The 25,075-nt window shown below is 63.2% G+C and carries 20 protein-coding genes and 1 pseudogene; 13 read left to right on the forward strand and 8 right to left on the reverse strand.

The window, feature by feature from the left end; genetic code table 11:
* Positions 1-9 precede the first annotated feature (9 nt).
* The gene (locus QQ992_RS25995; protein WP_119371671.1) at positions 10-285 is read right to left on the reverse strand and encodes a polyhydroxyalkanoic acid system family protein; all 276 of its coding nucleotides are present in this window, start codon (positions 283-285) and stop codon (positions 10-12) included.
* A 124-nt stretch (positions 286-409) separates the two neighbouring features.
* On the opposite strand from QQ992_RS25995, the gene ubiE reads away from it, so the two are divergent.
* The 12 genes and pseudogenes from ubiE (at position 410) to QQ992_RS26050 (ending at position 10,495) form a co-directional block, all read left to right on the forward strand.
* Positions 410-1,180, forward strand: coding sequence for a bifunctional demethylmenaquinone methyltransferase/2-methoxy-6-polyprenyl-1,4-benzoquinol methylase UbiE (gene ubiE, locus QQ992_RS26000; RefSeq protein WP_016712431.1), 771 nt, complete (start codon positions 410-412; stop codon positions 1,178-1,180).
* Entirely contained in the window at positions 1,180-1,803 is a 624-nt protein-coding gene (locus QQ992_RS26005; protein ID WP_286111585.1) for a ubiquinone biosynthesis accessory factor UbiJ, read from the forward strand. Before ubiE ends, QQ992_RS26005 begins: the two co-directional genes overlap by 1 nt.
* Positions 1,800-3,419, forward strand: a complete 1,620-nt coding sequence (ubiB, locus tag QQ992_RS26010; RefSeq protein ID WP_110740874.1) for a ubiquinone biosynthesis regulatory protein kinase UbiB — start codon at positions 1,800-1,802, stop codon at positions 3,417-3,419. The genes QQ992_RS26005 and ubiB overlap by 4 nt, the downstream gene beginning before the upstream one ends.
* 72 nt (positions 3,420-3,491) lie before the next feature.
* Positions 3,492-3,884 carry a phosphoribosyl-AMP cyclohydrolase gene (gene hisI / locus QQ992_RS26015; protein WP_003249284.1) on the forward strand — a complete coding sequence of 131 codons (393 nt, stop codon included), beginning with the start codon at positions 3,492-3,494 and terminating at the stop codon, positions 3,882-3,884.
* Between the two features lies 1 nt (position 3,885).
* A complete protein-coding gene (locus QQ992_RS26020; protein WP_013974545.1) occupies positions 3,886-4,221 on the forward strand; it encodes a phosphoribosyl-ATP diphosphatase in 336 nt (111 codons plus the stop codon).
* A gap of 25 nt (positions 4,222-4,246) precedes the next feature.
* Positions 4,247-4,519: a twin-arginine translocase TatA/TatE family subunit gene (locus QQ992_RS26025; RefSeq protein ID WP_105946391.1), complete on the forward strand. Its 273-nt coding sequence runs from the start codon at positions 4,247-4,249 to the stop codon at positions 4,517-4,519.
* Between the two features lie 3 nt (positions 4,520-4,522).
* Positions 4,523-4,900: a Sec-independent protein translocase protein TatB gene (gene tatB, locus QQ992_RS26030; protein ID WP_060500613.1), complete on the forward strand. Its 378-nt coding sequence runs from the start codon at positions 4,523-4,525 to the stop codon at positions 4,898-4,900.
* Positions 4,897-5,685, forward strand: coding sequence for a twin-arginine translocase subunit TatC (gene tatC, locus QQ992_RS26035; protein WP_016712436.1), 789 nt, complete (start codon positions 4,897-4,899; stop codon positions 5,683-5,685). The genes tatB and tatC overlap by 4 nt, the downstream gene beginning before the upstream one ends.
* A complete protein-coding gene (locus QQ992_RS26040; protein ID WP_286111586.1) occupies positions 5,682-6,389 on the forward strand; it encodes a 16S rRNA (uracil(1498)-N(3))-methyltransferase in 708 nt (235 codons plus the stop codon). The genes tatC and QQ992_RS26040 overlap by 4 nt, the downstream gene beginning before the upstream one ends.
* A 217-nt stretch (positions 6,390-6,606) precedes the next feature.
* A pseudogene (locus QQ992_RS28205) lies at positions 6,607-7,503 on the forward strand (methyl-accepting chemotaxis protein); the annotation flags it as partial.
* A gap of 198 nt (positions 7,504-7,701) precedes the next feature.
* A complete protein-coding gene (locus QQ992_RS28210) occupies positions 7,702-8,406 on the forward strand; it encodes a methyl-accepting chemotaxis protein (protein ID WP_411828584.1) in 705 nt (234 codons plus the stop codon).
* Between the two features lie 148 nt (positions 8,407-8,554).
* Positions 8,555-10,495, forward strand: coding sequence for a methyl-accepting chemotaxis protein (locus QQ992_RS26050; RefSeq protein WP_286111588.1), 1,941 nt, complete (start codon positions 8,555-8,557; stop codon positions 10,493-10,495).
* 112 nt (positions 10,496-10,607) lie between these two features.
* Here the strand turns inward: QQ992_RS26050 and QQ992_RS26055 are convergent, their stop codons facing one another.
* From QQ992_RS26055 to pip, 7 genes are all read right to left on the reverse strand, one after another.
* Positions 10,608-11,342 carry an amino acid ABC transporter ATP-binding protein gene (locus tag QQ992_RS26055; RefSeq protein ID WP_025752329.1) on the reverse strand — a complete coding sequence of 245 codons (735 nt, stop codon included), beginning with the start codon at positions 11,340-11,342 and terminating at the stop codon, positions 10,608-10,610.
* On the reverse strand, positions 11,335-12,297 hold the full coding sequence (locus QQ992_RS26060) for an amino acid ABC transporter permease (RefSeq protein WP_105946395.1): 963 nt from the start codon (positions 12,295-12,297) through the stop codon (positions 11,335-11,337). Before QQ992_RS26060 ends, QQ992_RS26055 begins: the two co-directional genes overlap by 8 nt.
* A gap of 79 nt (positions 12,298-12,376) precedes the next feature.
* Entirely contained in the window at positions 12,377-13,174 is a 798-nt protein-coding gene (locus tag QQ992_RS26065; RefSeq protein ID WP_025752328.1) for a transporter substrate-binding domain-containing protein, read from the reverse strand.
* Positions 13,175-13,410: 236 nt separating this feature from the next.
* Positions 13,411-15,984: a glucans biosynthesis glucosyltransferase MdoH gene (mdoH, locus tag QQ992_RS26070; RefSeq protein ID WP_105946396.1), complete on the reverse strand. Its 2,574-nt coding sequence runs from the start codon at positions 15,982-15,984 to the stop codon at positions 13,411-13,413.
* A complete protein-coding gene (locus QQ992_RS26075) occupies positions 15,977-17,716 on the reverse strand; it encodes a glucan biosynthesis protein G (protein WP_201296075.1) in 1,740 nt (579 codons plus the stop codon). The genes mdoH and QQ992_RS26075 overlap by 8 nt, the downstream gene beginning before the upstream one ends.
* A gap of 263 nt (positions 17,717-17,979) precedes the next feature.
* Complete coding sequence (dtd, locus tag QQ992_RS26080; RefSeq protein ID WP_019098637.1) at positions 17,980-18,417, reverse strand: D-aminoacyl-tRNA deacylase; 438 nt, start codon at positions 18,415-18,417, stop codon at positions 17,980-17,982.
* Positions 18,414-19,385 carry a prolyl aminopeptidase gene (pip, locus tag QQ992_RS26085; protein WP_060500625.1) on the reverse strand — a complete coding sequence of 324 codons (972 nt, stop codon included), beginning with the start codon at positions 19,383-19,385 and terminating at the stop codon, positions 18,414-18,416. Before pip ends, dtd begins: the two co-directional genes overlap by 4 nt.
* Positions 19,386-19,555: 170 nt before the next feature.
* Here pip and QQ992_RS26090 point away from each other — a divergent pair, with 170 nt between their 5' ends.
* On the forward strand, positions 19,556-25,060 hold the full coding sequence (locus QQ992_RS26090; protein WP_286111591.1) for a dermonecrotic toxin domain-containing protein: 5,505 nt from the start codon (positions 19,556-19,558) through the stop codon (positions 25,058-25,060).
* The last annotated feature ends 15 nt before the right edge of the window (positions 25,061-25,075 follow it).

Here is a 25,075-nt window from a genome sequence, read left to right on the forward strand (position 1 = left end):
GCCCTGGTATCAGACCAGGGCTTTGTCCAGCGCCCGCTCGATTTCACCCTTGATCGTGCCGCTCATCATCGACAGCATCATGCCCAGCTTCAGCTCCACACGAATGCTGTCCTCGCCAATGTGCACGCTGCCGTTGGCACCACTGCGGGCCACATCGACCCGGTCACCGTGCCAGGTGGCCTTCAGGTCGTATTCGCGGCTGAGCTTGTCGACCAGGGCTTCGGCCTTGGCACGGGCGGCATCGCGGCCGAGGGAGTGTTTGCGTTCGACGCTGATCTGGGTCATGCGGGTGTTCCTGAAGATGTAGACATAATCGGCATTATGCCCGCCCCTGCCCACTGGCACACCCCGCCAAGACAAATCCGCCCGTTCGCCCTAGAATGGCGGTAATTTTTTCCGGTGAAGCGATATGAACGACCAGCGCAAAGGCGAACACGCCGAACCCACCACCCATTTCGGCTACCAGGACGTCCCTGAAAGCCAGAAGGCGAAGAAAGTCGCCGAAGTGTTCCACTCGGTGGCCGCCAAGTACGACCTGATGAACGACGTGCTGTCCGGCGGCATGCACCGCCTGTGGAAGCGCTTTACCATCGAGCTGTCGGGCGTGCGCAGCGGCAACCGCGTGCTGGATATCGCCGGCGGTACCGGCGACCTGGCCGCCAAGTTCTCGCGCCTTGTAGGCCCGACCGGCCAGGTGGTACTGGCCGACATCAACGATTCGATGCTCAAGGTCGGCCGTGACCGCCTGCTCGACCGTGGCGTGGCCGGCAACATCGAGTTCGTCCAGGCCGACGCTGAGAAGCTGCCGTTCCCGGACAACCATTTCGACTGCGTGACCATCGCCTTCGGCCTGCGCAACGTTACCCACAAGGACGAAGCCATCCGTTCGATGCTGCGCGTGCTCAAGCCCGGCGGCCGCCTGTTGATCCTGGAGTTCTCCAAGCCGACCAACAAGCTGATGTCCAAGGCCTACGACGCCTACTCGTTCGCCTTCATGCCACTGGCCGGCAAGCTGATCACCAACGACTCGGAAAGCTACCGTTACCTGGCCGAATCGATCCGCATGCACCCGGACCAGGAAACCCTGAAGAGCATGATGGTCGAGGCCGGTTTCGACCGCGTCACCTACCACAACATGACCAGCGGCATTGTTGCCGTGCACCGGGGGATCAAGCCCTGATGCTGCTGGCCGGGCTGCTCGCCAGCGCCGAACATGGCCTGAACCGCATCCTGCGCATGGACAGCACGGCCCTGCCGCGCCTGGCCGCGCTGGAAGGCAAGGTCATCGAGATCGACTGCCGCCAACCGGCCCTGCAGGTGTTCATCCTGCCCGATGAAGAGGGCCTGATGCTCGCCGCCCATTGGCAGGGCGAGGTCGACTGCAGCCTGCGCGCCCCGGCTGGCAGCCTGGCGCAACTGGCCCTGGCCAAAGACAAGACCGCCGTGCTGCACAGCCCGCAGGTGGAGCTGCATGGCAACAGCGCCGTGCTGCTAGACCTGTTCGGCGTGTTGCAAGACCTTGAGCTGGACTGGGAGCACGAGCTGCAACGCTGGCTTGGCCCGGTCGCCACGGCCATGCTGGCCGGCCATATCCGCCTGCGTGCACGCTGGACCCGCCAGGGCCTGGCGCGCTTCAGCCAGAACCTGTCCGAGTACCTGGCCGAAGAGTCCCGCACCCTGGTGGGCAAGCGCGAAGCCGAAGCCGCCTTCAGCGAACTCGATGCCCTGAAGCTCGACACTGAACGCCTCGAGGCGCGCCTCAAGCGCCTCTCCCGATCCCTTGATACCAGCGATAACGCATGAAGCTGCTCGCCGTCCGCCGTCTTTTTCGCATCCAGCGTGTGGTGATCCGCTACCGTCTCGATGACCTGCTGTTCGACCTGCCGCTGCCCTGGTGGCTGATGAGCCTGCGCCTGCTGATGCCGTGGCGCTGGCTGCCGCGCAAGCCGTCCGAGCTGAGCCGTGGCGCGCGCCTGCGCCTGGCATTGCAGGACCTGGGGCCGATCTTCATCAAGTTCGGCCAGTTGCTGTCCACCCGTCGCGACCTGCTGCCCAACGACATCGCCGATGAGCTGATGCTGTTGCAGGACCGCGTGCCGCCGTTCGACCCCAAGCAGGCCGTGGCCTTGATCGAGGCACAGCTGGGCGCCCCGGTGGCGCAGCTGTTCAGCCGCTTCGACGTGGAGCCACTGGCCTCGGCCTCGGTGGCCCAGGTACATGCTGCACGTCTCAAAACCGGCGAAGAAGTGGTGGTCAAGGTCGTGCGCCCGGGCCTGAAGCCGGTCATTGCCCAGGACCTGGCCTGGCTGTTCCTGATCGCCAAGGCCGCCGAACGCGCCTCGGCCGATGCCCGCCGCCTGCACCCGGTGGAAATCGTTGGCGACTACGAAAAAACCATTTACGACGAGCTCGACCTGCTGCGCGAAGCGGCCAACGCCAGCCAGCTGCGGCGCAACTTCGAAGGCTCCGAGCTGATGTACGTGCCCCAGGTGTACTGGGACCTGTGCCGCCCCAAGGTGCTGGTGATGGAGCGCATCTACGGCGTGCCGGTGACCGACATGGCCACCCTGGCCGACCAGCGCACCGACATGAAACTGCTGGCCGAGCGTGGCGTGGAAGTGTTCTTCACCCAGGTGTTCCGCGACAGCTTCTTCCATGCCGACATGCACCCCGGCAACATCTTCGTCAGCACCGTAAAACCGTGGAGCCCGCAGTACATCGCTATCGACTGCGGCATTGTCGGCAGCCTCACCGCCGAGGACCAGGACTACCTGGCGCGCAACCTGATTGCCTTCTTCAAGCGTGACTACCGCCGTGTCGCCCAGTTGCACATCGACTCGGGCTGGGTACCGGCCCACACCAAGGTCAACGAGTTCGAAGCGGCGATCCGCACCGTGTGCGAGCCGATCTTCGAAAAACCGTTAAAGGATATTTCCTTCGGCCAGGTGCTGATGCGCCTGTTCCAGACCGCGCGGCGCTTCAACATGGAAGTGCAGCCGCAGCTGGTGCTGCTGCAAAAGACCCTGCTCAACATCGAAGGCCTGGGCCGCCAGTTGTACCCCGACCTGGACCTGTGGAGCACCGCCAAGCCATTCCTCGAACGCTGGATGCGCGACCGCTACAGCCCCAAGGCTGTGTTCGGCAACATCCACAGCCAGGTCGAGCAACTGCCGCACCTGGCCGACATGGCCCGCGACCTGCTCGAACGCCTGTCACAGCCGCACCTGCAAGATCCGCAACTGCCGGAACGGCGCCGCCAGGGCGACCGCTGGGCACTGCGCCTGCTGGGCGCCGGCCTGCTCGGTGGGGGTGCGGTACTGGCCGCTGGCGCCGCCGAAGCCGCCAGCCTGGCCGCCCCGGCCGCGTGGCCGGCCTGGCTGATGCTGGCCGCAGGCCTTTACCTGATCGTACGCCAATAGCCAGCCGCGCCCGTGGCTGGCACACTAGCGCAAAGGGCCCGGTACAGGAGCGGGCCCGTTTTGGAGTCGACGATGAAAGACTGGCTGGACGAGATCAAGTGGAACAGCGATGGCCTGGTACCGGCAATCGCCCAGGACCACAAGACCGGACGCGTGCTGATGATGGCCTGGATGAACCGCGAATCGCTGGCGCTTACCGCCGCCGAGCAACGCGCCATCTACTGGTCGCGTTCGCGTGGCAAGCTGTGGCGCAAGGGCGAGGAATCCGGGCATGTGCAAAAGCTGCATGAGCTGCGCCTGGACTGCGACGCCGACGTGATCATCCTGATGGTCGAGCAACTGGGCCATATCGCCTGCCATACCGGCCGTGAAAGCTGCTTCTACCGCGTTTACGAAGACGGCCAGTGGAAAATCGTCGACCCGGTCCTGAAGGACCCGGATGCCATCTACAGCGCAGGACACTGACATGAGCGACACCCTCAACCGCCTGGCCGAAGTGCTTGAAGAACGCAAGCAAGCGGCGCCTGACAGCTCCTACGTGGCCAGCCTGTACCACAAGGGCCTGAACAAGATCCTTGAAAAGCTCGGCGAAGAATCGGTCGAGACCATCATCGCGGCCAAAGATGCTGCCGTGAGCAAGGATTACAGCGATGTCATCTACGAAACCGCCGACCTGTGGTTTCATAGCCTGGTGATGCTCAGCGCGCTGGGACAGCATCCACAAGCCGTGCTCGATGAGCTGGAGCGCCGTTTCGGGCTGTCCGGGCACGATGAAAAGGCCGCGCGACAGCCTTCGGCTTGAGCACAACGCATTCTAGGAGAGCACCATGGGTATTTTTGACTGGAAACACTGGATCGTCCTGCTGGTCGTCGTGGTCCTGGTGTTCGGCACCAAAAAGCTGAAAAACTTCGGCAGCGACCTGGGCGAGTCGATCAAGGGCTTCCGCAAAGCCATGAACGACGAAGAGAACAAGCCGGCCGAGCAAACCCCGCCGCCTGCCCAACCTGTTCCGCCGGTGCAGAACACTGCACAGCAGAGCCAAGGCCACACCATCGAAGGCCAGGCCCAGCCGGTCCAAGAGCCACAGCGGAAAGACTGACCCATGTTCGGCATCAGTTTCAGCGAGCTGCTGCTCGTCGGCCTGGTCGCTCTGCTGGTGCTCGGCCCCGAGCGCCTGCCGGGTGCCGCGCGCACGGCTGGCCTGTGGATCGGCCGGCTCAAGCGCAGCTTCAACAGCATCAAGATGGAAGTGGAGCGCGAAATCGGCGCCGACGACATCCGCCGCCAGCTGCACAACGAGCACATCCTGCAGATGGAAGAGGAAGCCAAGCGCATCCTCAACCCGATGACGCCACCCGCACAGCCGCCGGTTACCACGGCCAGCGTGCAGCCACCTGCCGGGCTGGAAGCCAGGCCGGTCGAGCCGCCTGCCGCCCCGGCCACGCCTTCTGAACCGCCTCAACCGCCGCGAGCCCCATGAGCGAGATCCCGGAACACGACCAGCCGATGCCGCTGGTTTCGCACCTGACCGAACTGCGCACCCGCCTGCTGCGGTGCGTTGCCGTCATTTTCCTGATCTTTGCCGGGCTGTTCTCCTTCGCCCAGCAGATCTACACACTGGTCTCGGCGCCGCTGCGCGAGCACTTGCCGGCCAATGCGACGATGATCGCCACCGACGTGGCCTCACCGTTCCTCACGCCGTTCAAGCTGACCATGATCGTGTCGCTGTTCCTGGCGATTCCGTTCATCCTGCAGCAGATCTGGGGCTTTATCGCACCCGGGCTGTATCGCCATGAAAAGCGCATCGCCATTCCACTGCTGGTGTCGAGCATCTTCCTGTTCTATGCCGGCATGGCGTTCGCCTATTTCCTGGTGTTCCCGCTGATCTTCGGCTTCTTCGCCAGCGCCACGCCGGAAGGTGTGTCGATGATGACCGACATCGCCAGCTACCTCGACTTCGTGATGACGCTGTTCTTCGCCTTTGGCGTGGCCTTCGAAATCCCGGTGGCGGTGGTGCTGCTGGTGTGGATCGGCGTGGTCGATGTGAAGTACCTGAAGAAAATCCGCCCCTACGTGATCATCGGCTGCTTCGTGGTCGGCATGGTACTCACCCCGCCGGATATCTTCTCCCAGACCCTGCTGGCCGTGCCCATGTGGCTGCTGTTCGAGGTGGGTGTGCTGTGCGGCAGCATGATCCGCAAACGCAGCGCCCATGACGAAACCGCCGACGACCATAACGACCAGCCACCTGCGACCCAACCGTGAACCTGTTGCTTCTTGAAGAGGCCGACTTCGTTTCGGCCGACCGCGTCGTTCTCGCTGACCGGCGCTTCACCCACATGCAGGACATCCACCGCGTGGCGGTAGGCGACAGCCTGCGCGTGGGCCGTATCAACGGCCTGATGGGCAAGGCCACGGTGCTGCGCCTGGAAAAGCACGAAGCCGAGCTGGAAGTTGCGTTTGACCAGCCCCCACCGGCCAAGCTACCGCTGACCCTGGTGCTGGCGGTGCCACGGCCGAAAATGCTACGTCGGCTGTTCCAGACCGTGGCCACCCTCGGCGTGCCACGCCTGATCCTGGTGAACAGCTACAAGGTCGAGAAGAGCTTCTGGCAAACGCCCTTCCTGCAGCCCGAGAGCATGCGCGAAAACCTGATCCTTGGCCTGGAACAGGCGCGCGACACCGTGCTGCCCGAAGTCATCATCGAAAAACGCTTCAAGCCCTTCGTCGAAGACCGCCTGCCCGCCATCGCGGCTGGCACCTTGGGCCTGGTTGGCCATCCCGGCCCCTACCCCGCCTGCCCCCGTGCCGTGGAGCAACCCGTTACCCTGGCCATCGGCCCCGAAGGCGGCTGGATCCCCTACGAAGTCGACCTGCTGGGCAAGGCCGGGCTGGCACCGGTGCAGCTGGGTGACCGCATCTTGCGGGTCGAAACCGCGGTAACCGCGCTGCTTTCGCGTATTTTCTGACGCAAACGCCGTTTTTTCACCCATCAAGTTTCCCTCTCCCAGGCCGATGCCTTGGCAATACAACAACTATTTGTACTGCCAAGTCGCCAGGGAGTCGTACATGTATCAATGGTTAGCCCAATCGCTGGGCAATGTGAGCGTCAATCGCAAACTGGGGCTGGGCTTCGGCCTGGTGCTGCTGTTGACCCTGGCTATTACCCTGACCGGCTGGCACGGCATGGACAGCATCATCGACCGTGGCGACAAGCTGGGGAACATCTCGGTCATCCAGCAAAACACCCAGGAATTGCGCATCGCCCGCCAGCACTATCAACGCCAGCGTGACGAAGCCTCGGTGGCAGAGCTGGAAAAGGCCCTGACCAGCCTCGACCGCCAGGTGCAGTTGATGCTTGGCCAGATCGAACTCCCCGCCGACCGCCAGCGCCTGGAACAACAGCGCGAAGCTGTGCGCATCTACCAGCAGTCGTTCAACGAGCTGAAGCAGGCCGGCCAGCGCCGCGAAGCCAGCCGTGGCGTGCTTGGCGACAGTGCCGACAAGGCTGCGGACCTGATCGGCCGCGTGCAGCGAGGCCTGCTGCAAGGTGGCGATATCAACCAGTACCAGCATGCGGTGGATGTAAGTGCCCTGCTGCAGCAGGCACGCTTTCAGGTGCGCGGCTACACCTACAGCGGCAACGCCGACTTCCAGCAAACGGCGTTGAAGGCCATCGACCAGGCACTGGTCGAGCTGCGTGCGCTGCCGTCCAAGGTGCCTGCCGAACATGCCGCCAGCCTGGACGATGCCGCCACCGCCATGGGCGGCTATCGCGATGCAGTGACCCAGTTCGGCAATGCCCAGACCGCCAGCGAGCAAGCCCTGCAACACATGGCCGAACAAGGCACGGTACTGCTGCAGACCAGCCAGGCGATGACCACGTCTCAAACCGAGGTGCGCGACGCCGCTGCAGCCCAGGCCAAAACCCTGCTCGCGCTTGCCACCGTGCTGGCCCTCGCCTTCGGCCTGGTGGCCGCCTGGGCCATTACCCGGCAGATCATCATCCCGCTGCGCCAGACCCTGCGCGCCGCCGAGCGTGTGGCCAATGGCGACCTGACCCAGAGCCTGCCAGTACAGCGCCGCGACGAGCTGGGCCAGTTGCAGGCCAGCATGCAGCGCATGACCCAAGGCCTGCGCGAGTTGATCGGCGGCATTGGCGACGGAGTAACGCAGATCGCCAGCGCCGCCGAACAGCTCTCTGCCGTCACCGAGCAAACCAGCGCCGGGGTCAACAACCAGAAAGTCGAAACGGATCAAGTGGCGACCGCCATGAACCAGATGACCGCCACTGTGCATGAAGTGGCGCGCAACGCCGAGCAGGCCTCGGAAGCCGCCCTGATGGCCGATCAGCAAGCCCGCGAAGGTGACCGTGTGGTGGGCGAGGCCGTGGCGCAGATCGAGCGCCTGGCGGGCGAAGTGGTCAACTCCAGTGAAGCGATGAACCAGCTCAAGGCCGAGAGCGACAAGATCGGCAGCGTGCTCGACGTGATCAAGTCGGTGGCTCAACAGACCAACCTGTTGGCCCTGAACGCCGCCATCGAAGCCGCCCGCGCCGGCGAGGCCGGGCGTGGCTTTGCCGTGGTGGCCGACGAAGTACGCAGCCTGGCCCAGCGCACCCAGCAGTCGACCGAAGAGATCGAAGAGCTGATTGCCGGCCTGCAAAGCGGCACCCAACGGGTGGCCACTGTGATGGACAACAGCCGCCAGCTGACCGACAGCAGCGTCGAACTGACCCGCCGCGCCGGCAGTTCGCTGGAAACCATCACCCGTACCGTGTCGTCGATCCAGGCGATGAACCAGCAGATTGCCACGGCTGCAGAAGAACAGACAGCCGTGGCCGAAGAGATCAATCGCAGCGTGATGAATGTGCGGGATATTTCCGACCAGACCTCGGCCGCCAGTGAAGAGACGGCCAGCTCCAGCGTGGAGCTGGCGCGGCTGGGGACCCACCTGCAGGGGTTGGTGGGGCGGTTCAGGCTCTAAACCGAGGGCCGGAGAACCTTCCTACATACAGCAGTGAAATTTCCTACCTGATTATCAGGTCAAGTCCTACAGCTCCGCTGCCGATTGGCAGAGGTGTCATGCCGGCAATACGCCTGCATGCCCTCCCCCAATCGCACGGAGACTTCCCATGCTCGGCTACCTCAACCGCAAGCTCGGCAACCTCAATGTCGCCGCCAAGCTGGCCCTCGGCTTCGCCGTGGTCCTGCTGCTCACCCTGGCCACCACCATCAGCGGCTGGCGTGCTCTGGATGGCGCCATCAACCGCTCGCAGCAGCTCAGTGAAATTGGCCAGATCAACGATCTGGTCAAAGACCTGCGTGCCGAGCGCATCACCTTCCGCGTACTCAGCGACGACACCAGCAAGGCACGTATCCAGCAGGCCATCGAGCAACTGGAGCGCATGCTGAGCACGTTGCAGCAACGCAGCAACGTTGACGAGTCCCGTCAGTTGCTCACGCAGAAACTGCAATTGCTGCAACAGCTGCGCGAAGACTTCACCGAGCTGCAAAGCACCGTCGCCAGCCGCACGACACTGCGCCAGGCCATGCAAGCGCAAGCGCTCAAACTGGACGATGTCATCGACGACTTGCAGACCCAAGCCTTGCTGACGATGTCTGACAGTCAACAAGGCAGCGCGCTGGGCCTGATGGAAAGCCTCAGTCGCCATGTCGAAGGCGCCAACCAGCAAAGCCTTGTACCGGCCTACACCTTCTCGCCCGTCGAGGCGTTCGCCAAGGTCGGCGACGACGCACTGGACGCCGCCGACAAGAGCCTTGAGCAACTGCTAAAGACCCTTGCCCCGCTGAGTTTGCCACGATCACTGACCGAACAGCCCGGCGTCGAGTTGGCCAAGTACCGGGCCAGCCTGGATCAGTACCGCCGTGCAGCGGTGCGCGCCGAGCAGCTGCAGGGCAGCATGGAAAAAATGGGCGACGAACTGGGCGTGGCGAGTGTCGAACTGGCCGGGCGCAAAGTTGAACAACGGGACAGCGAAGCCCTGGCCGCCCGCTCGCTGCTGACCAGCGTGGCATTGCTGGCCATGGTGCTTGGGGTGATAGCCGCCTGGCTGATTACCCTGCAGATCACGCAGCCACTACGCCAGACACTGGCCGTGGCCGCGCGCATCGCCAAGGGTGACCTGAGCCAGGTTGACACCGTGCAACGCCGCGACGAAATGGGCCAACTGCAAACCAGCATGCGCGAGATGACCTTGAGCCTGCGCGAGCTGATCGGGGGCATCGACCAGGGTGTCGGACAGCTGTCGCAGGCCGCCACACAGCTGGCGACCAGCAGCGAGGACACCAAGCTGCGCATCAACCAGCAGCGTGAGGAAACCGACCAGGTGGCCACCGCCATGAACCAGATGAGCGCCACCGTGCAGGAAGTGGCACAGAACGCCGAGCAGGCCTCGCTGGCCGCGACCAACGCCGACCAGCAGGCGCAACTGGGCGACCAGGTGGTAGCCGAAGCCATCGGCCGCATCGAGCAACTGGCCGGGCAGATGGACCATTGCCTGACGGCCATGCAGCATCTGGCGGGCGAAAGCCAGCGGATTGGCAGCATCCTCGATGTGATCAAGTCGGTGTCCGAACAGACCAACCTGCTGGCCCTGAACGCGGCGATCGAAGCGGCGCGGGCCGGTGAAGCCGGGCGTGGCTTTGCCGTGGTGGCCGACGAGGTACGCGGCCTGGCCCAACGGACCTCGACGGCCACCGAAGAAATCGGCCAGCTGATCGACAGCCTGCACAACGGCACCGACGAAGTGACCCGCCTGCTGGACAACAGCAAGCACCTGACCGAGCAGAGCGTGGAACTGAGCCGCCGCGTCGGAGATGCACTGAGCCAGATCACCGACACGGTGTCGAGCATTCAGGGCATGAACCAGCAGATCGCCACGGCCAGTGAGGAACAGAGCGTGGTGGCCGAGCAGATCAACCGAAGCGTCATCAGTGTGCGGGATGCATCAGATCAGACCAGTGCGGCCAGTGAGCAGACGGCGGCTTCGAGTGGGGAGTTGGAGCAGTTGGGGCAGCAGTTGCGGGGGATGGTCGGGCGGTTCAGCATTTGAGACCGAGTCACCCTCTTCGCGGGACAAGCCCGCTCCCACAGGTCGATCACCAGCCTTGAGGGCGGTGCAGCACTTGTGGGAGCGGGCTTGTCCCGCGAAAGGGCCGGTGCGGTTACAGCACCTGGCGCAGAAACGCCTGCGCACGCGGGTCTTTCGGCGCAGCAAAAAACGCGGCCGGGGCCGAGTCTTCCAGCAACTTGCCATGGTCGAAGAACAGCACCCGGTCGGCCACTTCACGGGCGAAGCCCATTTCGTGGGTAACGCAGACCATGGTCATGCCTTCCTGGGCCAGGGTCTTCATCACGTCCAGCACTTCGCCGACCATTTCCGGGTCGAGCGCCGAGGTGGGCTCGTCGAACAGCATCACTTTCGGGTCCATGGCCAAGGCGCGGGCAATCGCTACTCGTTGCTGCTGGCCACCGGACAGGCGCGACGGGAATTCGTTGGCCTTCTGCGCAATGCCCACTTTTTCCAGCAGCGCACGGGCCTTGGCTTCACGCTCGGCCTTGTTGCGCTTGCGCACCACCTTCTGCGCCAGGCACAGGTTTTCCAGCACGGTCATGTGCGGGAACAGGTTGAAGTGCTGGAACACCATGCCCACTTCGCGGCGGTAGGCGTTGATGTCGGTCTTGGGGTCGGCCAGTTGCAGGCCGTCGATGGCCACATGGCCTTCGTCGAAATGCTCCAGGCCGTTGAGGCAGCGCAAGAAGGTCGACTTGCCTGAACCCGATGGGCCAAGCACCACCACCACTTCGCCCTTGGCGACCTGGGTGGTGACGTTATCCACAGCTCGTACCACTTGGCCACGGGTGTCGAAGACTTTCAGCAGGTCACGGACTTCAATCACTTTGCGCAAGCCTCCGCTCGAGCCGGCTGGCAATGTGCGACAGCGGCAGGTTGATCAGCAGGTACAGGCCTGCCACACAGAACCAGATCTCGAAGGTCGAGAACGAGGTGGTGATGGCCTCACGGCCGCTCTTGGTCAGTTCGGTGATGGCAATGACCGACACCAGCGAGGTGTCTTTGACCAGGCTGATGAACTGGCCGGCCAGCGGCGGCAGCACGCGTTTGAACGCCTGCGGCAAGATGACATGCCGCATCGACTGGCCGGCGTTCAGGCCCAGCGAGCGGGCCGCTTCGTTCTGGCCCTTGGCAATGGACTGCACCCCGGCACGGACGATTTCGGCCACATAGGCGCCAGTGAACAGCGCCAGCGCCGCCACCCCGGCAAACTCGCGGGACAGGTTGAGCACGGTGCCGATGAAGAAGTAGAAGATGAAGATCTGTACCAGCAGCGGCGTGCCGCGCACCAGTTCGACATAAACGGTCGACAGGTCGCGCAGGGTCGGGTTATTCGACAACCGGCACAAGCCGGCGAACAGGCCGATCACCAGGCCAAGCGCCCCGGACACCACCGAAATCCACAAGGTGGTCCACAGGCCCCAGGCCAGCGGGCCCGCTGCCCAATGGCGGGTTACGCCTATCGCGTCGCCTTCGGCAACATCGTCGCCACGGCTCAGTTGCAGGCTGTCCTTGGCGACATCGAGTACTTGTTCCGCGCCGCTTTCATCCTTCAGCGTGACGCGGGCGTTATCGCCGGAGATGACGATGTCCTGCACGGTGCCGTAATTGGCAGCGCGCTGCGTTTCCTCGGCCTTGTAGGCAAAATACTGCGGTACGCGGTTCCAGCGCCACTCGTAGGAAATCATCGAGGTGGCCATGTACAGGCTGAACGCCAGGCCCACCAGAACCAGGGCCGTCAGCCCATGCCAGGGCCACTGGGCTTTCTTGTGTTTGATCACGTGGGGTACTTCCGTAAATGCGAACGCGCAGGGTTTGCCTGCGCGTCGGGGTCATAAAGCCGGGCTTGTGGCCTGGGCCTTATTCCATTTCCTTCAGCCAGTCCTTGTTCTTGAACCACTTGTCGTGAATACGATCGTAGGTCCCGTCGTGCTTGATCTGGTGCAGGAAGTTGTTGATGAAGTTGATGCTGTCGTAGTCGCCTTTCTTCAGGCCGAAGGCCAGCGGCTCGTAGGTGAAGGGTTCCTCGAGGAACAGCAGCTTGCCAGCGCCGGCCTTCTCAACGGCCACCACGTTGTACGGTGCGTCGTAGACAAAGGCGTCAGCCTTGCCGTTGACCACGTCCATTACCGCTTCCTGCTCGTTGTCGTAGCCGTGGTACTTGGCTTTGCCGATCAGCTTCTTGGAAACCATTTCGCCGGTGGTGCCGAGCTTGGAGGTGAGGCGGTACTTCTCGTTGTTCAGGTCCTTGTACGACTTGATCTCGCCAGCCAGCTCCTTGCGGATCAGCAGGGTCTGGCCAACCACGATGAAGGGTTCGCTGAAGTTCAGGCGCAGGTTGCGTTCCTGGGTCAGGGTCATGCCGCTGCCGATCATGTCGAACTTGTCGGTCAGCAGGGCCGGGATGATGCCGTCATAGGCGGTGGATACGGCCTCGAACTTGACGCCCATGGACTTGGCCATGGCTTTGAGGATATCGACTTCGAAGCCGATGATTTCGCCACGCTTGTTGGTCATCTGGAACGGCATGTAGGTCGGGTCCATGCCCACCCGCAGGGTGCCGCGCTTGACTGCATCATCGATGGCGCCGGCCTGGGCCGCTGTCACGGCGACCAGGGCGGTAACACCGACCAGCAGTCGCGAAAGGTATTTCTTGATCATCACCAAGTCCCCTAGCAAGAAAAGTAGCGAATCTTATTGTGTTGGCACGGCCGTACTGGCCGAGGCGTCGTATCGGAATGGGATGCTAACGCATGGCGGCTCGGGGACCTAGAGCCGGGGGGGACTTTGTTGGCCAAAATAGGGGGTAGGCTCTAAAAGCTTCGCGGGCAAGCCCGCTCCTACAGGGAAATGTGTATCCCTGTAGGAGCGGGCTTGCCCGCGAAGAGGCCCGATCAGGCGCCGACGAGTGCCGGTTGGCCTTCGTTCTCCGGGTGCAATGGCAGCAACGGCGAATGCGGGTCGTTCTTGATGGAAGCACGCCACACATCGATCCACGCCGCATTGTGCTCGGCCCACACCTGCTCGTGCAGGCGGGTGAGCGCCACCGGGTCGCTGAGCAGGGCCAGGCGGGTATTGAGGTCCAGCCCTTTCGGCCCGACTTCCATCGCCTTGGCCACGCGCTCGGCACGCAGCGCTTCGATCGGCGCCGCCTGGCCATGACGGGCAGTGGCCATGGCGCACGCCAGGGCGTTCTGCCGTGGGTCGACCACGGCCCGCACGAAGCCGTCATGCAGGGCATGCCAGCGGTTCTCGTGGGTGTAGCGGTCGGTGGCCAGCAACTCTTGCGGGGTAGCGTATTCCTCGGGAATGAGGAACAGCTTCTCGTCTTTGGCTGCCAGGCCCAGGCGGGTACGGCTGGAAATCACCGAAACCGGAATCGACAGCACCAGCGAGCCAACGATAGGCGCCAGCCACCACAGGAAGCTCGGGTTCAGCCACGCCACCAGACCAGCCCAGGCGATACCCAGCAGGGTTTGCGGACCATGGCGACGCACAGCCTCGCCCCACGGGGTGGAGTCGTCGTCACGCTGCGGCGAATTCCAGGTCGCGGCCCAGCCGAGGAACGCGGCCAGCACGAAGCGGGTGTGGAAGATCATGCGTACCGGTGCCAGCAGCATGGAGAACAGCATCTCCATCAGCATCGACAAGGTGACCTTGACCCGCCCGCCGAACTCGACGGCACCTTTGGCCCAGATCAGGATGACACTGAGCAGCTTGGGCAGGAACAGCAGCACGATGGTGGTGGAGAACAGCGCCACAGCCTTCTCCGGGTGCCACTGCGGCCACAGCGGGTACAGCTGGTACGGCTCGATGAAGTACTGAGGCTCCATCAGGGTGTTGGTCGCCAGCAGTGCGGTCGACAGCACCAGGAACAGGAACCACAGCGGCGCCGACAGGTACGACATCACCCCGGTGAGGAACACCGCACGGTGCACCGGGTGCATGCCCTTGACCAGGAACAGGCGGAAGTTCATCAGGTTGCCGTGGCACCAGCGGCGGTCGCGCTTGAGCTCGTCCAGCAGGTTTGGCGGCAGCTCTTCATAGCTGCCCGGCAGGTCGTAGGCGATCCACACGCCCCAGCCGGCACGGCGCATCAGCGCGGCTTCGACGAAGTCGTGAGAAAGGATTGCACCGGCGAACGCGCCCTTGCCCGGCAACGGCGCCAGGGCGCAGTGCTCGATGAACGGCTTCATGCGGATGATCGCGTTATGGCCCCAGTAGTGCGACTCGCCCAGCTGCCAGAAGTGCAGGCCGGCGGTGAACAGCGGGCCGTACACGCGGGTGGCGAACTGCTGCATGCGCGCATACAGGGTGTCCATGCCCGAGGCTTTCGGCCCGGTCTGGATGATGCCGGCGTCCGGGTTGGCCTCCATCAGGCGCACCAGGCTGCTCAGGCACTCGCCGCTCATGACGCTGTCGGCGTCGAGCACGACCATGTACTTGTACTCGCCACCCCAGCGACGGCAGAAGTCGTCGAGGTTGCCGCTCTTGCGCTTCACCCGGCGCCGACGGCGGCGGTAGAAGATGCGGCCAAAGCCTTTGGTTTCGCGGCACACGTCCAGCCAGGCCTGTTGCTCGGCCACGGCGATGTCGGTGTCGTTGGTGTCGCTGAGCACGAAGAAGTCGAAACGGTCGAGGTTGCCGCTGGCGGCCACCGACTCGAACGTTGCACGCAGGCCGGCAAACACGCGCGGTACGTCCTCGTTACAGATCGGCATCACCAGTGCGGTACGCGCCTCGGGTGCAATCGGTTCGTTGCCGGCGCTGCTGCCCGAAATCTTGTACTTGTCGCGCCCGGTGAGCAGCTCGAGGAAGCCCATGAGCGCAGTCCAGAAGCCCGCCGACACCCAGCAGAACAGAATGCCGAAGAGGATCAGGATGGAGGTTTGCAAGGCATACGGCCACACCTGCACCACCGTATCCCACAGCGACTGGTTGAGGATTTCGTCAAGGTCGACGAACGACCAGCCCTGGTACGGCAGGATGCCCTTCATGTACCAGCCGGCGACGATGGTCTGGCCGATCATCAGGGCCAACAGGATGTAGCGGCGGATCGAGCCGACCGTGCGCCAGCGCGCCGGCGGCAGCTCGCGCTTGGGTGGCTGCGGGGCGTTGGTGCGACCGGTCATGCGCCGCCACATGCGGATCAGCACGTTGGTGCGCCAAGGCTCTGGCACCACTTTGGTGCGCTTGATCGGCGGGGCGATTTTCAGGCACAGGCGACCGCTGCCGTCGACGCCGAGCATTTCGGCGTCTTCCAGCTCGGCGGCGCTGCCCACGGTCAGGCGCGGGCCCACCGAGGCCTGCACGGCCTCGGCAGCGTCGGCGGCCGGTTTGGCCGCCAAACGTTGGTGCAGCTCACTGAACGACGTGCAATTGGCGAGTTCCGCCCGTTGCTCGTCACTCAGTGGTAGGTGGGCCAGGTACTCGCCAAGCGATACTGGCCTTGCGCTTGAGTTACTCATCGGCAGGCAACTGATAGCTCCAGGTCTCGGTCAACACCTTCTCGGTGGTGGCCGGGGCCCCGTTGGTGGGCGCCGCATCGGCGGCAGGTTGTTCGGCCTTGGCAGTTTGCTCAGCCTTGACGGCTTTCTCGGCCTTGGCATGCTTGGCTGCGGCCTTGTCCTGCTTGGCGTCCTGCGCAGGCTTGGCGGGTTCGACCGGCACATCGCGCACCAGCGCGGCACGCATTTCGGTCGATTTGTTGGCTTCCTTGACCTTCAAACGCAGGGTCAGGCGCCAGCCCTTGGTCTCAGGGTTATAGCGCAGATTGTTCTCGACCACCTCGGCGTTGTCACCCACGCTGATCTGGCTGCGCACGGCGGTGTCTTCCGGCAGTGCGGCCAGGGCCGGGCCGGCGAAGTCGACCAGGAAGGCCACGCTGCCGTCTGGCTGGCGAATCAGATTGGACTGCTTCACGTCACCGGTGGAACGCAGGGTCTGCTTGACCGAGCCCAACTCAGGCGCCTGGAACTTCGCCTCGTTGATGGTCCAGTGCAGGCGGTAGGCGTACTCGAACGGCTTGCCTGGCTCCGGCAGCTTTTCCGGGCTCCAGAAGGCAACGATGTTGTCGTTGGTCTCGTCGGCAGTCGGGATTTCGACCAGGTCGACGGTACCTTTGCCCCAATCACCCTTCGGCTCGATCCAGGCGCTTGGGCGCTTCTGGTAGTTGTCGTCGAGGTCTTCGTAGTCGCTGAAGGCGCGCTGACGCTGCATCAGGCCGAAACCACGCGGGTTCTCGACGCTGAAGTTGCTCACGGCCAGGTGTTTCGGGTTGTTCAGCGGGCGCCAGATCCACTCGCCGTTGCCGGCATGAATCGACAGGCCTTCGGAGTCATGCAAGGCCGGGCGGTAGTTGAGCACCTTGGATGGCTGGTTGGGGCCGAACAGGTACATGCTGGTCAGCGGGGCGATACCCAGGCGGCTGACCTGGTCACGCAGGAAGACCTGGGACTGTACGTCGACCACGGTATCGTTGCCCGGGCGCAGGGTCAGCTTGTAGGCACCGGTGGAGCGTGGCGAATCCAGCAGGGCGTAGATCACCAGGTGCTTGTCGGCCGGTTTGGGTTTTTCGACCCAGAACTCGGTGAAGCGCGGGAATTCCTCGCCCGACGGCAGCGCGGTGTCGATGGCCAGGCCACGGGCCGACAGGCCGTACACATGGCCCTTGCCGACCACGCGGAAATAGCTGGCGCCAAGCAGGGTCATGATCTCGTCCTGCTTGTCGGCCTTGTTGATCGGGTACAGCACGCGGAAACCGGCGTAACCCAGGTTTTTGGTGGTTTCCGGGTCGTGTGGCACGTCACCGAACTCGAAGCGGCTCGGGTCGTACTTGATTTCCTCGACCTTGGTGGCGGTGACCTCGTTGATTTTCACCGGGGTATCGAAGTGCATGCCCTGGTGATAGAACGACAGCTTGAACGGGGTCTTGTCCTTGGCCCACTCGGCCTTTTCCTGCAGGAAATGAATTTTCTGATAGTCCGCAAACTTCATGTCGCGGAATACGGCCGGCAGGTTGCTTTTGGGTGCTTCGTACTTCTGGCCGGCCAGATCCTTTGCCTTGGCTGCAACATCGTCAAGATTGAATGCCCACAGCTGGCCCGCGCTCATCAGGCCGACCAGTGCCACACTGGCCATCAAAGCCTTGCGCAGCCCGGTTCCGGGGATTCTTGATGCTTTTTGGGGACTAACAATCACGAGCAACCCTCGCCGAAAACAGATCATGAAACCAACGGCCAGCGACAAATGCCGGGTTGGCGAGCACTGTTCGGACCCCGTGAGGGCGTAATGATTCCCCAAACGGATCCAGACAATGCTCGAGTCAGAGTGAAACGAACCTGCGAACGCAGGTCCATGCAGCGCGCGATTATCCAGCAGGTCGCGTGACAACGCATCAGGCTGGAACAACTATTTATCGTACAAAACCCCTTGTTTTCCTATAAACAAAGGGTTTTTTGAGCTCACATTTGTAACATAAATGTTACGGGGCCATCATTGACCAGGTGCACCTGCATGTCCGCACCGAAGCGGCCACTGGCCACGTCGGTGTGCTGCGCGTTTGCCTGCTGCAAAAGATAGTCGAACAACTCGGCGCCGAGGGCCGGTGGCGCTGCCGTCGAAAAGCTCGGGCGCATGCCGTTGCGGGTGTCAGCCGCCAAGGTGAACTGCGACACCAGCAACAAACCGCCACCGACATCCTTGAGCGACAGGTTCATCTTGCCCTGCTCGTCGCTGAACACACGGTAGTTCAACAGCTTGTGCAACAGCTTATCGGCCTGTTCACGGGAATCTTCAGGCTCGACGGCCACCAGCACCAGCAAACCCTGGTCGATGGCGCCGACCACCTCGCCCGCAACTTCAACCCGCGCACCGCGCACGCGCTGGAGCAAGCCCCTCATGCTTCTTCCAGAGGCAGGTCGAGCAGGCGCCGGGCCATCTGGTCGGCCGCACGCACCAAGGCATCGGTAATACCCGGTTCGGAAGCCGCGTGGCCGGCGTCGCGGATGACTTTCAGCTCGCTGTTCGGCCACGCCTGGTGCAGTGCCCAGGCGTTGTCCAGCGGGCAGATCACGTCGTAGCGGCCGTGCACGATAACCGCCGGCAGGTGGGCGATTTTCGGCAGGTCGCGGATCAGCTGGTCCGGCTCGAGGAACGCATTGTTCATGAAGTAGTGGCATTCGATGCGGGCGATCGACAGCGCACGTTGTGGCTCGGAGAAGCGATCGACCACCAGCGGGTTGGGGCGCAGGGTGGCAGTGCGGCCTTCCCAGGTGGACCAGGCCTTGGCGGCGTGCATCTGGGCAATCTGGTCATTGCCGGTCAGGCGTTTGTGGAAGGCCTTGACCAGGTCGCCGCGCTCTTCCGGCGGAATTGGCGCGATGTAGTCCTGCCAGTAGTCCGGGAACATTCGGCTGGCGCCTTCCTGGTAGAACCACTCGATCTCCTGCGGCCGGCACAGGAAGATGCCGCGCAGGATCAAGCCATGCACGCGCTCGGGGTGGGTCTGGGCATAGGCCAGGGCCAGGGTGGAGCCCCAGGAACCGCCGAACAGCACCCACTTGTCGATACCCAGGTGCTCACGAATGCGCTCCAGGTCCTCGACCAGGTGCCAGGTGGTGTTGTTCTCCAGGCTCGCGTGTGGCGTGGAACGGCCACAGCCGCGCTGGTCGAAGGTGATGATGCGGTACAGCGTGGGGTCGAAGTAGCAACGGCTCTGTGCGTCACAACCGGCGCCCGGGCCACCGTGGATGAACACCACCGGCAGACCTTCTGGCGAGCCGCTTTCGTCGACATACAGCACATGCGGCGCTTCCACGGCCAGATCGTGCCGGGCGTAGGGTTTGATCTGCGGGTAGAGGGTCTGCATTGCGCACTCCGTGTGAGGATTATTCGGCCGTGGGCCATCATAAACCTGAATTGCACTTTCAGCACCGTCCTCGCTGACACGGCCAACCTTGCGGGCACACATATCTACCCCCAGCCGGCCAAGCGGCCCGGCGATAGTCCCTTGCCTCCTATCCTGCAAGGGCTCCTTCCATGCCAACGCCACTCACTGCACCGCCCAGCATTCATTACACCACCATCGAACGCAGGCTCCCTGCCTGGCTCAGGCAAGCCCCTGCCGAAACCCACCGTGCGATGCGTAACTGGCAGCAGGCCCCTGCCTGGCTGGCGACAGCGACCCGGCAACACCCGGAAATTGCCAAGGCATGGCAGGCGGAGCATGCCCGCCACCGTGAACACCAGGCACAGGTGCAGAAACTGTTCGAACAGCTACCCGACCTGGAAACTTACGCGACCACCGCCCTGACCGACGCCATCACGCAACGGTTCGGGCTGAACCTGGATGTTCGCAACACGTACCTGGTCGATGCCCGCCTGATCGACACACCCAACGCAAGCGACGCTCGCCTGGCGATCAACCAGGCCACCCGCTCGCTGCTTCACAGCGCCTTGCACAACTTCGACCTGGCCGCCTGCGCAGAGCACGGCATGGATGCACCCAAGGCCTTGTTGAAGAAATCCGTCATCCTCGATCACCGGCGCTTCATGGGCACCGTCCCGATCACCAATGCGGTCGGGATCCGCGCCGAAGACTTCGCCGACCTGTGCCGTACCCTGGACATCGGCGGTAAGTACCATGCGTTGGTGCATGCCATCTATTACCCTGCGGCCACAGCACTGCACAGCGCCGATGAAGCTGCCCTGGCCGTTTATGAGACCCTGGGGCGGGCCGAAGTCTCGGCCTACAGGCAGTCCCTGCATTTCGCCCGTTTGAAGGGCGACATCAGCGAGGCGCTTTACACCGCCGCCCTTGCCACGCCGCTCGATCAAGCGCCACAGGCCCGCTCGCCCGTGACGTTCAGCCTGCTCAACCTGTGGGAGGCCGAACTGACCGGCGTTGCGCTCATCAGCCTGCAAACTGCAGGGCACTCAGCCATGGCCCTGTACATCCCCGAGGACAGCACAACGCCGCTAAAAGAGTTCGCCACCTGGGACGCCTTGCAGGACGCATTGCGCGACAAGCTCCACGCCAACCTCCACTACCTGGACAAGCACCTCGCCGACCGCGACAAAGCGCCGATACTCGCCCGCCTAAAGGAACGGCTCACACCGCTCGGCTGGAGCACGCGCGGCTTGCATGAGCCGGTCCCGGACCCAAATGCCACCTTGCGCCCGGTCCCACAGCCCTTCACCCATGCCTTCCAGGGCGTGATGGCGTTCCAGAAAGCCCAACGCCACGAGAAGGATGTGCTGTACCACGCCATACCGACCGAAATCGTCGACCGGCGTACTGCCCAGGCGCACCGGGAACTGATTGCCGGCCGCGTGCTGACGGCGTTGAACATCGCCGGCTTCTTCGTGCCAGGGCTGGGTGAGCTGATGCTCGCCGTGTGCGTGACCCAACTGGCCCATGAGGTGTATGAGGGTATCGAAGCCTGGGAGAACGACGAACGTGATATCGCCTATCGATACCTCGTCGATGTGGTTGAGAACGTGGCGATCATGGCCGCCCTTAGCGCTGCGGCCAAAGCCTTGAAAGGCGGCGACGGTGGCAGCCTTGCGCAAGAAGCGGAAATCGAAGCGTACGAGGCAGACCGTATCCCGGTTGAAACACCCTCCTTCATCGAAGAGCTGGACGACATCGAGACACCGGATGGCCAACGCCGCCTGTGGAAGCCCGACCTTACGCCGTACCGCAACCCCCAAGTGCTACCCGACGACCTGATGCCGGACGAACACGGCCTGCTGCACCACCAGGGCAAGCGCTGGCTGGTGCTGGAGGGCAACCGGTACCTCGTCGAGCAGGCGCCCGCGACAGGCGAGTACCGCCTGCAACACCCGGAAAACCCTCGCCGCTACCGGCCACCCGTACGGCATAACGGTGCCGGGGCCTGGCTGCAGATTACGGACAAACCGCTGAGCTGGTCGGGAATGGCACTGTTGCGCCGCATCGGTCACTTGAATGCGCATTTCGACGACCCGACGTTGCAGCGCATTATCGCCGTCAGCGACACCCACGAAGATGTGCTGCGCAGGGCCTTGGCCGAAAACCAGCGGCTACCGGCCTTGCTGGAAGACACGCTGCAACGCTTCAAGCTGGACGAAACAGTCAGCCAACTGCCCGATGCCAGTACCTGGCAAGCCGGGTTTGCCAGCGCCTACGCCCGCCTTCCTGCCAGCCCGGCGCCGGGTGCCGCCGCCCTCCAGCGGGCGTACCCTGCCCTACCGGCCGCGGTCATCGATGAACTGGCACGCAGCGCCAGCACCCGCGAACTGCACATGCTCGACACCGGCAAGGTGCCCTTGCGCCTTGGCGAGGAGATCCGCATTTACCAGCAACATATCCGCCTGGCCCGCGCGTACGAAGGGTTGTACCTGTCCTGTGTGCCAAGCTGGGACAGCGACCGCCTGATCATGCATACGCTCCAGCACCTGCCGGGCTGGCCCGCCGAGACAAAACTGCAAGTGTTCCAACGCCTGTCCTGGCCGGCCCAGGAACATGCCATTGGCCCGCTGGATGCGCGCCCGTACACAACCATCACCCATGCCAGGGCTGGGTATATCGTCCACGATGAGCGCCAGCTGAGCACGGTAGTGACGGCCTACCCAAACCTTTTTGCCGCGTTGCATGAGGCGCTGCCAGCAGCCATGGCGCAGCTGGGTGCCACCGATCAACAGGCGTTGCAGCGCCTGGTACAGCAAAGCCCCCTGCTGCCCCGCCCATCCTTGAGGGCCGTACTGGGCATGCAACCCGTACGCCCCGGCTACCGTTCGCCCATGCGCCTTGCCAATGGCCGCCTGGGTTATCCGCTCAGTGGTGGAGGCCAAGCCGCGCAGGGCGTCACCCGCCAACAGTTGCTCGACGCTATCGAAGCAATAGGCCTGCCGACGCGAACCGGGCGGGCGGCGGAGCAAATTCTGCTGGCACTCGCCAGTCGCGAGCGTACGCAGTTGCAACTGTTCGAGCACCTGCAGGCGTTGCTGGAGCAGCGTAACGAGCTGCAAAGCAGGCTGGCCGACTGGAGCGAAGCCATCACGCCAACGACAGAACAGGCGGCACGCGATCATGAAAGCCTTGGCGATGCCATCTTGCAGCACTGGTACGACACGGCTCTGGAAGGGCCTCTGCACTCGGCCGAGTTACAAATAGCGCGTGTTCCGCTGGCGGACATTCCGCTTAACCTGCCCGACTTTTTCAACACGCGCGTTCATCGCCTGAGTTTGCTCGATCTCTCCTCGCAAGCCCTCGCCGGCTGGGCGCAGAACGAGCGCTTGCTGCAACGCCTGCTCAGGCTGATGCCGCAGCTGCAATCGGTGGAAATCAGCCGGCCTTACGACCCCGGTGCAACCCCTTCGTCCTTCCTTTTCAGCATCCCTACCCTCACCGCTAACCTGCCCGAGCTGCAGCGGCTGGTATTGACCAACCAGAACATCGCACTGTCCGAAAACGATCTGAACCTGCTGGCCGGCCTTGGCCAGTTGAGGCACCTGGACCTGAGTGGTAACCGGCTGGCACAACACAACAGCCCGAGCTTCCACGAACTGACGCTGGACTACCTTGGGCTGGACCGCATGCAGCTGGCTCAATGGCCTATCGGGATTGGCAGCGATGCCCTGAGCCGTATCGCCCACCTGTCGCTGCGCAACAACAATCTCAGGTCGCTACCCACGTTCTTGCTCAATGACACGGACGTCTTGCTCAACACGCCGCAGATCGCGCTGCAAGGCAACAGCATCAGTGAAAGCCACCTGCAACGCTTGCTGCTTAGCGAGCAGGCCGAGCGGGCCAACATTGCCGTTGATGTGCCGGCAGAGCTCACCGCAAGGCTTGCGCGCATTCGCAGTGAACGCCAGCAAATGCGCGACGCGATCGATGGCTGGGCGCAGGCCTCCAGCTCGAGCAACCCGCTGACCCAGGCCGCATTGGCCGACCGGCACAGCATCGAAACCGCCATCAGCCAATTCTGGGAGCACCAGGAGCAGGGCCAGTTGTACCTGCGCCTGCAACTCGAAGATGTAGCGATCGAGCATTTCCCCCGGCGGCTTCCATCCTTTTTTGCCGAGCGCGTGCAAGCCATGAGCCTGACACGCTTGCGCGGTACCGCCTCACAGCTCGATGACCTGCTCAGCCGCTTCCCCAATATCACCCGGTTGACCATCGATGCCCACGAGGTCGCCACGCCGTCGCTGGCCTATGCCTTGGCACGTCTCCCTCAGCTCTCTTACCTTGAATTTCGCAACATGGGCCTGGAAGTCGATCAGGCCATGCTGGAAACGCTTGCCGGCCTGGAGCACCTGACATCGCTGGACCTGTCGGGCAACCGCATGGGCACCATCAACAGGGTGCCGGCACGGTTGGCCAGCAACCTGCAGTCACTCGCGCTGACCAACATGAACCTGCAAGCCTGGCCAAGCTGGTGCGACAGCCTGCTGCCGCTGGAGCTTCTGGATTTGAGCTCCAACAGCATCACCCAGTTGCCCGAACACATCCTCACGAACCTGAACAACCCCATGCCGATCTCATCGATCGCCTTGTTCGACAACCCTTTGCCGCTTGAAACGATCCTGCGCGTACGCACCTTCTCGGACAGCCAGCACAGCTATTCCTTCGCTCTGGATATTCCGAACAACCTGATATCTGCCGATACATCGAGCGAGGGGTCACTGGACTTCGATCACCCGCACTTCCCGCTGCTGGGCGACGACAGGCCAAGGCTGGAAGACTGGATGTTGGGCAACCCACTGCAGAACGAGGCTCTGCAGGACTGCTGGCAAACGCTGGAAGGCAGCGACCTGTTGCGCCTGGTGGGCCGCTTGCACAATGCCGCGCCGTACGTCGACCCGAATACCCGGGCCAGCTTCTGCGAGCGGGTACGCATGATGCTGGTAGTGGCGGCGAGTAACGATACCGAGCGCCCGGTGATGGAAAGCATTGCCGCAGCCGCATTGCCAGACCCGGAAACCGGCTCGCAAACCTGCCACGATGGTGCCTTGCAGGAGTTCAACAATATCGAGCTGTACCTGATGGGCCAGCGATTGCTGGTCGATGCGGGAGATACGTTGCAAACGCTGCGTCAGCGCCTGTTGCAGCTATTCCGGATCGACCAGCTGGAGTTACTGGCCAACAAGCGCTCCGGCTCGGGTGACCTGGTGTCGGTACGCCTGGCCTACCGCCGCGAACTGGCCAAAGAACTGGACCTGCCGATCGCCGACAGCATGCGTTTTCGTGGCGCGGCGAACCTGGCGCGCAATGAGCTTTCCAGTGTGCTGGAAAAGGTTCGGAAAATTGAACGCAGTGATGCCCTTGTCGACTACATGCTGGCAAATACAGATTGGACGGCACGCCTGCGAGCCGAGTATGCGGACCGTTTCGACGAAATAGAGGCTCGCTTGCGCCTGCGTGTACTCGAACTGGCCGGCGCCGACTATCCGCTTGCGCAAGAGCTGGAGTTGCAAAAGGGCTTGCAACGCGACAAGGAACAGGAGGAAGCGGAGCTGCTGCGCGAACTGACCATTGCGCAGGTAGCCAACGACTGACCCCCCATGAAGCGG

It is taken from the genome of Pseudomonas kurunegalensis (genome assembly GCF_030291635.1).
Classification (GTDB): domain Bacteria; phylum Pseudomonadota; class Gammaproteobacteria; order Pseudomonadales; family Pseudomonadaceae; genus Aquipseudomonas; species Aquipseudomonas monteilii.

Coding starts and splice junctions, on each gene's coding strand:
- tatB (WP_060500613.1), top strand. CDS start 4,523: ATGTTCGGCATCAGTTTCAGCGAGCTGCTGCTCGTCGGCCTGGTCGCT.
- QQ992_RS25995 (WP_119371671.1), bottom strand. CDS start 285: ATGACCCAGATCAGCGTCGAACGCAAACACTCCCTCGGCCGCGATGCC.
- tatC (WP_016712436.1), top strand. CDS start 4,897: ATGAGCGAGATCCCGGAACACGACCAGCCGATGCCGCTGGTTTCGCAC.
- QQ992_RS26020 (WP_013974545.1), top strand. CDS start 3,886: ATGAGCGACACCCTCAACCGCCTGGCCGAAGTGCTTGAAGAACGCAAG.
- QQ992_RS28210 (WP_411828584.1), top strand. CDS start 7,702: ATGACCGCCACTGTGCATGAAGTGGCGCGCAACGCCGAGCAGGCCTCG.
- ubiE (WP_016712431.1), top strand. CDS start 410: ATGAACGACCAGCGCAAAGGCGAACACGCCGAACCCACCACCCATTTC.
- hisI (WP_003249284.1), top strand. CDS start 3,492: ATGAAAGACTGGCTGGACGAGATCAAGTGGAACAGCGATGGCCTGGTA.
- mdoH (WP_105946396.1), bottom strand. CDS start 15,984: ATGAGTAACTCAAGCGCAAGGCCAGTATCGCTTGGCGAGTACCTGGCC.
- QQ992_RS26050 (WP_286111588.1), top strand. CDS start 8,555: ATGCTCGGCTACCTCAACCGCAAGCTCGGCAACCTCAATGTCGCCGCC.
- pip (WP_060500625.1), bottom strand. CDS start 19,385: ATGCAGACCCTCTACCCGCAGATCAAACCCTACGCCCGGCACGATCTG.
- dtd (WP_019098637.1), bottom strand. CDS start 18,417: ATGAGGGGCTTGCTCCAGCGCGTGCGCGGTGCGCGGGTTGAAGTTGCG.
- ubiB (WP_110740874.1), top strand. CDS start 1,800: ATGAAGCTGCTCGCCGTCCGCCGTCTTTTTCGCATCCAGCGTGTGGTG.
- QQ992_RS26005 (WP_286111585.1), top strand. CDS start 1,180: ATGCTGCTGGCCGGGCTGCTCGCCAGCGCCGAACATGGCCTGAACCGC.
- QQ992_RS26090 (WP_286111591.1), top strand. CDS start 19,556: ATGCCAACGCCACTCACTGCACCGCCCAGCATTCATTACACCACCATC.
- QQ992_RS26025 (WP_105946391.1), top strand. CDS start 4,247: ATGGGTATTTTTGACTGGAAACACTGGATCGTCCTGCTGGTCGTCGTG.